Origin of the sequence: Protofrankia symbiont of Coriaria myrtifolia (genome assembly GCF_900634755.1) — a bacterium.
GTDB classification, from domain to species: domain Bacteria; phylum Actinomycetota; class Actinomycetes; order Frankiales; family Frankiaceae; genus Protofrankia; species Protofrankia coriariae.
Genome location: NZ_CAAAFS010000064.1, coordinates 22,231 through 28,516, shown reverse-complemented (window position 1 = coordinate 28,516; position 6,286 = coordinate 22,231). Strand labels below are relative to the sequence as shown.

The 6,286-nt window shown below is 68.9% G+C and carries 7 protein-coding genes and 1 riboswitch; of the genes, 2 read left to right on the top strand and 5 right to left on the bottom strand.

All coding sequences use genetic code 11. The features are described 5' to 3' along the window. Nucleotides 1–378: 378 nt before the first annotated feature. The 3 genes from CM1CMNOD_RS03495 to bluB form a co-directional block, all read right to left on the bottom strand. Nucleotides 379–738: a hypothetical protein gene (locus CM1CMNOD_RS03495; RefSeq protein WP_013872286.1), complete on the bottom strand. Its 360-nt coding sequence runs from the start codon at nucleotides 736–738 to the stop codon at nucleotides 379–381. Between the two features lie 357 nt (nucleotides 739–1,095). Then, on the bottom strand, nucleotides 1,096–1,584 hold the full coding sequence (locus CM1CMNOD_RS03490; protein WP_013872285.1) for an SRPBCC family protein: 489 nt from the start codon (nucleotides 1,582–1,584) through the stop codon (nucleotides 1,096–1,098). A gap of 318 nt (nucleotides 1,585–1,902) precedes the next feature. Further along, nucleotides 1,903–2,544, bottom strand: a complete 642-nt coding sequence (bluB, locus tag CM1CMNOD_RS03485; protein WP_013872284.1) for a 5,6-dimethylbenzimidazole synthase — start codon at nucleotides 2,542–2,544, stop codon at nucleotides 1,903–1,905. A 35-nt stretch (nucleotides 2,545–2,579) separates the two neighbouring features. Next, a riboswitch (cobalamin riboswitch) is annotated at nucleotides 2,580–2,867 on the bottom strand. Between the two features lie 130 nt (nucleotides 2,868–2,997). Here bluB and CM1CMNOD_RS24295 point away from each other — a divergent pair. Further along, nucleotides 2,998–3,291, top strand: a complete 294-nt coding sequence (locus CM1CMNOD_RS24295; protein ID WP_083828134.1) for a DUF1778 domain-containing protein — start codon at nucleotides 2,998–3,000, stop codon at nucleotides 3,289–3,291. A 200-nt stretch (nucleotides 3,292–3,491) separates the two neighbouring features. Continuing rightward, nucleotides 3,492–3,752 carry a GNAT family N-acetyltransferase gene (locus CM1CMNOD_RS03475; protein WP_050803325.1) on the top strand — a complete coding sequence of 87 codons (261 nt, stop codon included), beginning with the start codon at nucleotides 3,492–3,494 and terminating at the stop codon, nucleotides 3,750–3,752. A gap of 176 nt (nucleotides 3,753–3,928) precedes the next feature. On the opposite strand, the gene msrA is transcribed toward CM1CMNOD_RS03475, so the two are convergent. Together msrA and CM1CMNOD_RS03465 are read right to left on the bottom strand one after the other, a co-directional pair. Continuing rightward, nucleotides 3,929–4,591 (bottom strand): peptide-methionine (S)-S-oxide reductase MsrA, encoded by a 663-nt coding sequence (msrA, locus tag CM1CMNOD_RS03470; RefSeq protein WP_013872282.1) that lies wholly within the window; start codon nucleotides 4,589–4,591, stop codon nucleotides 3,929–3,931. A gap of 233 nt (nucleotides 4,592–4,824) precedes the next feature. Beyond that, nucleotides 4,825–6,117: a PhoH family protein gene (locus CM1CMNOD_RS03465; RefSeq protein ID WP_013872281.1), complete on the bottom strand. Its 1,293-nt coding sequence runs from the start codon at nucleotides 6,115–6,117 to the stop codon at nucleotides 4,825–4,827. Between the last annotated feature and the right edge of the window lie 169 nt (nucleotides 6,118–6,286).

Genomic DNA, 6,286 nt, shown 5'->3' with positions numbered 1-6,286 from the left:
GTTTACTAGTTACCGATCGCCTTCGAGGGCCACGGTCTGAGCGGGACCATCGGAACGGCCGGGATCGGAACAGCCAACGGCACGATACTGACCTTCCGGAAGCAGTAGGCAAAGAAGCAGCGGAAAAAGCGGCGGACCCCTGCCGGCAGCAGTGAACAGGCCAGCGGAAACGGACCAGATCCGGCTTTTCAGGCTCACCGGCCCACCAGTCCGATTCCGGCCAGCCCGATGGTTGTGCAACGCCGACTCCCGGTACGGCCGGTGACCCGCCACCGCCCGTACCGTCGCGATCGCCGGACGGCCATCGGGCACCCGCAAGCATTACCCCGGGCGGCCCGGACCTCACTTCGCACCCGAACCGTGTTCCGTACCCGGATGCTATTTCGTGCTTATCAGTGCGTCCAGCATCCCGTGCAGATGGGCCACCGCCCATTCAATGTCGAAGTACTTGTACTGGCCGGCCCGTGACTCGGCCGCGAGAACGCCACAAAGGTGCACTCTTTTGAAGTCACCGTACGGGAACCTGTACCGCTTCCTGTCGTCCTCGTCGTCGTCCTCGGAGATTCCCAGATACCATTTCTGATACTCGTTGAAGCCATGTTCGGAAATGAACTCGTTCTCCTGCCGCGTCGAGGGCTGGTGCGCGCTCCAGTCATCTCGTTCGTCGAGTACCACGGCACCGTTTTCGATCAGTTTTCTGGCATGTTCGTAGGAACGGCGGCTCAGTCTCACGGACATGATCTCCTCCAGATCATTCTCGAGGACGAACCGGTGCACGGGGCTGGCCGCGTCAACGGCCCGTTCAGACGGCCGTACCCGGTCTGGCAGCATCGACACCGGCACGCCACCCGGCACCCCCGGGGGGCATCCCGGCCGGCTGAACCACCCCGGCCGGCACGCCGGGAGCACGCCACCCCCACAAATGATCATTCTTGCCGTCACCGACGAGCACCCACTGACGCCCATCGGCTGGACGCCGGCTGGCCGCCCGGCGCCGGACATGCCTGCCGGCGCCGGGCCCGGACAGACCGCGGGCCCGCGGAGGCCTTCCTTCCGCCAGGCTTCCGCCAGGCTTCCGCCAGGCCGCTGGACGGCTCAGGCCGTGGCCGGCGGCGTGGCTGCCGGACCCGGTTGCGGGCCCGCGGCCGCGGCCCTGGCGAGGCGGCGAGCCAGCCTGGCGATGAAGAACTTCAGGACACCGGCGAGAAGCGCTCCCGTCCCCGGCACGAGCGGGACGAAGCTGCCCTGCCAGACGATCTCGGTACCGCCGTCCACCGGCGCCAGATCCACCGTCGCCAGATAGTCGCGTATCGGCAGCAGAGCCGAGCGAATCCGGTAGGCGTGCCGACGGGCCGGAAGATACTCAACGATCTCTTCACGGGAGATCAGGGGTGGCCGGCCAACCCGACGCACCGCTCCCACACCGCCCGGCGGGGGCGTGCCCTCCCGTTCCCACCACGATCGCGATATGAGCGGAGCCGCCCACCGCGACCAGCCCGCGCCGTCCGCCAGGAGCTCGAACACCGCTGACGGCGCGGCCGGGGAGAGCTGGGTCACCACGTACACCCGACGCCGGCCGCTCACAACGCCCGCCGCCCGGTCCGTTCGCGCCGGTCAGACCGGTCGACCTGGCCAGGCCACCTGGTTCGTACCACCGTAGCGGCCCCGGAAACGATGGCCTGCTGCTCCCATATCCGACGGACGTCCACCACAGCCTCTTACCTTTCACCAAGAACGCGGACTCATCAAGAACATGAGGGTGGGCGCGGATGTGGCTGTCGACACGGCGACGCGGGGCCGAACCGTGGCCTCGTTCGCGGTCGGCCGCGCCCTGCCTCCAACCAGACGCATCCCGCCCCATGTGTATCCCCCATGTGTACACGGACGGCTTTTTCCCGCCCACTACAGATGATCAATAGCGGACTGCCACGTCTCACGATGGAGTGCGCGCTCCAGCGGCCGGCGGCGGGCCCAGCCATGTCTTTCCAGGTCGGGGGCCTGCTCGTGATGCGTGACCGGGCCGAGGCACAGCCACGCGACCGGCCGGATACCGTCGGGAATACCCAGCATGTCCTGGACGGCCTGTTCACGGAAGAATGACACCCAGCCGCACCCGAGGCCCTCAGCGGTGGCCGCCAGCCACAGATTCTGGATCGCCAAACATACCGAGTACACCCCCGCGTCCGCAATGGCATGCCGGCCCAGGACGGCATGCCCGCCGCGCTTCTCGTCATAGGTCACCACGAGGGAAAGCGTGGACTCCAGGACACCATCGATCTTGATCTGGGCGAACCGGGCGGCCCGCTCACCCGTCAGAGTCGCGGCAAAGACCGCGCGTTCCCGTCTGACATGCTCGTAGAAAGCGCGCCGGGTGCGCTGGTTTTCGATCACGATGAAGTCCCACGGCTGACTCAGCCCGACGCTGGGAGCGGCATGTGCCGCGGCAAGCACCCGCTCGAGGACGCCGTCCGGGATCGGTGCCCCGGTGAACTGGGCGCGGACGTCACGCCGCTGATGGATCACGCCGTACAGGTCCACTGGCATGGCAGGCTCCCGCTGTCCGCCACCCGCCCGTCGACGGATGGCACGGATGCGAGGCCGGTCTTCGGACTCTCGGATCAACACCTGACCGCCCGCCTTCCCGGACCGCGTGGTCCAGTGGCTGCTCCCGGGCCGCGTCCAGCGGACCTCGATCGCGCGGACGGCACCTGGACGACCACCATCCAGTCCGTCAGCACCCGATCCGTCGGACGTGGCCCGTGCGCGTGGGCGGCGGCTCCCCGATCACCGCGGCGGGCCCGTGCCGGACTCACACCGGCTTCCCGATTCTCCCCGGCCGCCTGGCCACCCCGAGCACACCCGACCGGTCACCGCCCCCGGTTTTCCGACGGCCGGAGCACGCGGCCATCACCGTAAGTGAAGGAATGGGCGAGATGACGAAGCCGTCCCGTCCATGTACCTCGGTGACACGGTCATACGCCCGAGAGCCCAGGCAACCTGGGGCACCTCGCGAACAATGCCACCACGATCATCCCACGAACCGACCGCCCCCGGACCCGTTCCCCCAACTCGCCGGGCGGTGCCGCCGCCGCAGAGGAGCGCGCCGCGGAGGTGCTCCGGGAGTACGAACTCATCACGAGGGTCCCGGCGGGCTCCTTCGACGAACTACTTGCTTCCCTGGACGCCCCCGCGGAGCCCAACGACGCCCTGACCCGCGCCGCCGCACGGCTTGGCTCCGTCATCGAGCGACGGCGACCGCGAGCAGGTTCGTCAGCGAGGCACTGGATGTAGGCCACGGAGCGGATCGCTTCGACAGCGGCCGGTCCGAGCTCGACGAGTGGCTTCGTCGTCATGCTCTCACCACCGAGTCGCGCAGAACTGGGCGGACCTTTGCCTCGTCCGCCGATGGGCGGGCGGTCGCCTACTACACGATCGCGGCCCATCTCCTGACGCGTGACGACCTGCCGAGGTCGTCACGCCGTGGAAACCCCGTGCAGATCCCGGCAGTCCTGTTGGCGAAGCTGGCGCTGGACAAGACGCTTCAGGGTCAAGGGCTCGGTGGCCTCCTGCTTGCCGACGCCGTCGACCGGATCGTCGAGGCAACCAGGACAGTCGCCGCGCGGTTCATCGTGGTCGACGCGATCGACGAACAGGCAGTCTCCTTCTACATCAAGTACGGGTTCACCCAGGTGCCCGCCACCAGCCGTCTCCTGAAGCGGATGAGCGCCGCCGCGGCGCAGATCAGCCGCTGAATCCGACTCCAGATCGTTGCCTACCGCTCCCAGCGGCACGGACTTTCGCCGGAGAGGGCGTCGGCGTCACCCACATGCCCACGTCAGCGAGCAGGGCGGACATCCGCCGGGTGCCGCGGGGCGTCTCGTCGGCCGCTGGTGGGTAGCCCGACCGACCGAGTCAGATTTGCGGCCGGTCAGCCGGCGTCGGTCCGGGCTACGCCGACCGGGCAGGACAGGCCGGTGCCGCCGAGGCCGCAGTAGCCGTTGGGGACCTTGTGCAGGTACTGCTGGTGGTAGTCCTCCGCGAAGTAGAACGGCCCGGCGGGGGCGATCTCCGTGGTGATCGGACCGAAGCCGGCGGTGTCGAGGACGGCCTGGAAGGCGTCCCGGCTGCGGTGTGCCGCGGCAAGCTGCTCATCCGAGAAGGTGTAGATCGCCGAGCGGTACTGGGTGCCGGCATCGTTGCCCTGACGCATGCCCTGGGTCGGGTCGTGCGCCTCCCAGAAGACCTTCAGCAGGTTCTCGTAGCTCACCACTGCCGGGTCGAACACCACCTGGACGACCTCGGTGTGCCCGGTCAGGCCCGAGCAGGTCTCCTCGTACGTCGGGTTCGGCGTGATGCCGCCCGCATACCCGACCGCGGTCGAGTACACCCCGGGGGTCTGCCAGAACTTCCGCTCCGCGCCCCAGAAGCAGCCGAGCCCGAACACGGCACTCTCCAGCCCCGCCGGGAAGGGCCCCCGCAACGGCGTACCGAGGACGGCGTGCCGCTCGGGCACGGCGAAGGCGGGCACCAGGCGACCGGGCAGCGCCTGCTCGGCCGTGGGCAGGGTGGACTTGTGGCGAGTGAAGAACATCTGCTGGAACCTCCGGGACTTGTCCGGTCCGCGGTGACACGGAAGAAGCATGATGCACCACCGCGGCCCCTCGGCGACAGGGCCTGAAACGTCAACCCCGTCCGTGCCCGGTACGTTCCCTGGTCGCGTACTCGTCCATCCCGAACCCGGCCCGGCCGGGCGAACCTGGCCCGGGCCGAGCCGGTGGACGTTCCGCGGGACCGGTAGAGCACCTCCCGCGGGGACCACGGGTCCTACAGAACGAGATCCTCCAGCATGGTGGTGACCAGCGCGGCGATCGGCGACCGCTCGGAGCGGGTGAGCGTGACGTGCGCGAACAGCGGATGGCCCTTCAGGGTTTCGATCACGGACGCGACCCCGTCGTGCCGGCCCACCCGCAGGTTGTCACGCTGCGCGACGTCATGCGTCAACACGACCCGTGACCCCTGCCCCAGGCGCGACAGCACGGTCAGCAGCACGCCGCGTTCCAGCGACTGTGCCTCGTCCACGATGACGAACGCGTCGTGCAGCGACCGGCCGCGGATGTGTGTCAGCGGCAGTACCTCGAGCATGCCGCGGTCGGCGATCTCCTCGATGACCTCCTGGGAGACCAGGGCACCGAGGGTGTCGAAGACGGCCTGTGCCCAGGGCGCCATCTTCTCGTTCTCGCTGCCGGGGAGGTAGCCGAGATCCTGGCCGCCGACGGCGTACAGCGGCCGGAACACCACGACCCGCCGGTGCAGCCGGCGTTCCATCACCGCTTCGAGGCCGGCACACAACGCCAGCGCCGACTTGCCGGTACCGGCTCGCCCGCCCAGGGAGATGATCCCGACGTCGGGGTCGAGCAGCAGGTCGAGCGCGACCCGCTGTTCCGCGGACCGCCCGTGCAGGCCGAACGCCTCCCGGTCGCCACGGACCAGCCGCACCTTCTTGTCCGCGGTCACCCGGCCCAGCGCGGAGGCGCTGCCGCCGGCCGCGGTGAGCACCAGCCCCGTGTGGCACGGCAGTCCGGCGGCGTCCGGGATCTCGACGGTCTCGCGGGCGTAGAGCCGGTCCAGGTCGTCCTGGGCAACGGCGAGCTCCGCCATGCCGCTCCAGCCGGAGTCCACCGGCGTCTGCGCCCGGTACTCCTCGGCGGCGAGCCCGACCGCGGATGCCTTCACCCGCAGCGGCAGGTCCTTGGTGACCAGGACGACGTCGTTGCCCTCCCCGGCAAGATTGAGCGCGACGGCAAGAATGCGCGAGTCATTGTCATCCACCCGGAACCCCGGTGGGAGTACCGACGGGTCGGTGTGATTGAGTTCGACCCGTAGCGTTCCACCGTCGTCCAACGGCAGTGGCTGATCCAGCCGACCGTGGCGGATTCGTAGGTCGTCAAGGAGTCGAAGGGCCTCGCGGGCGAACCAGCCCAGTTCGGGGTGGTTCCGCTTTCCTTCCAGTTCTCCTACGACTACCAGAGGAAGCACCACATTGTGCTCCGCGAACCGCAGCAGCGCGCCAGGATCAGACAGGAGCACGCTTGTGTCGACGACATGCGTTCGTGGCACACGCCCACCCGCTTATTCGGAGGAAGTCCGGGACCGGGCCCCTCGCAGGAGGCCGGGCACCGGCCTCCTGGCGTTGTCGCGAATGCGGCACCGAGGGGCCTCCCGAGTGGCCCGGCCCAGTGCCGGACCACGACTTGAGCCATCTTGGTCCCGCCTGGTGGATCATCGT

Excerpts from the sequence above, each read along its gene's own strand:
- CM1CMNOD_RS03495 (WP_013872286.1), bottom strand. The coding sequence starts at position 738 with ATGTCCGTGAGACTGAGCCGCCGTTCCTACGAACATGCCAGAAAACTG.
- bluB (WP_013872284.1), bottom strand. The coding sequence starts at position 2,544 with ATGCCAGTGGACCTGTACGGCGTGATCCATCAGCGGCGTGACGTCCGC.
- msrA (WP_013872282.1), bottom strand. The coding sequence starts at position 4,591 with ATGTTCTTCACTCGCCACAAGTCCACCCTGCCCACGGCCGAGCAGGCG.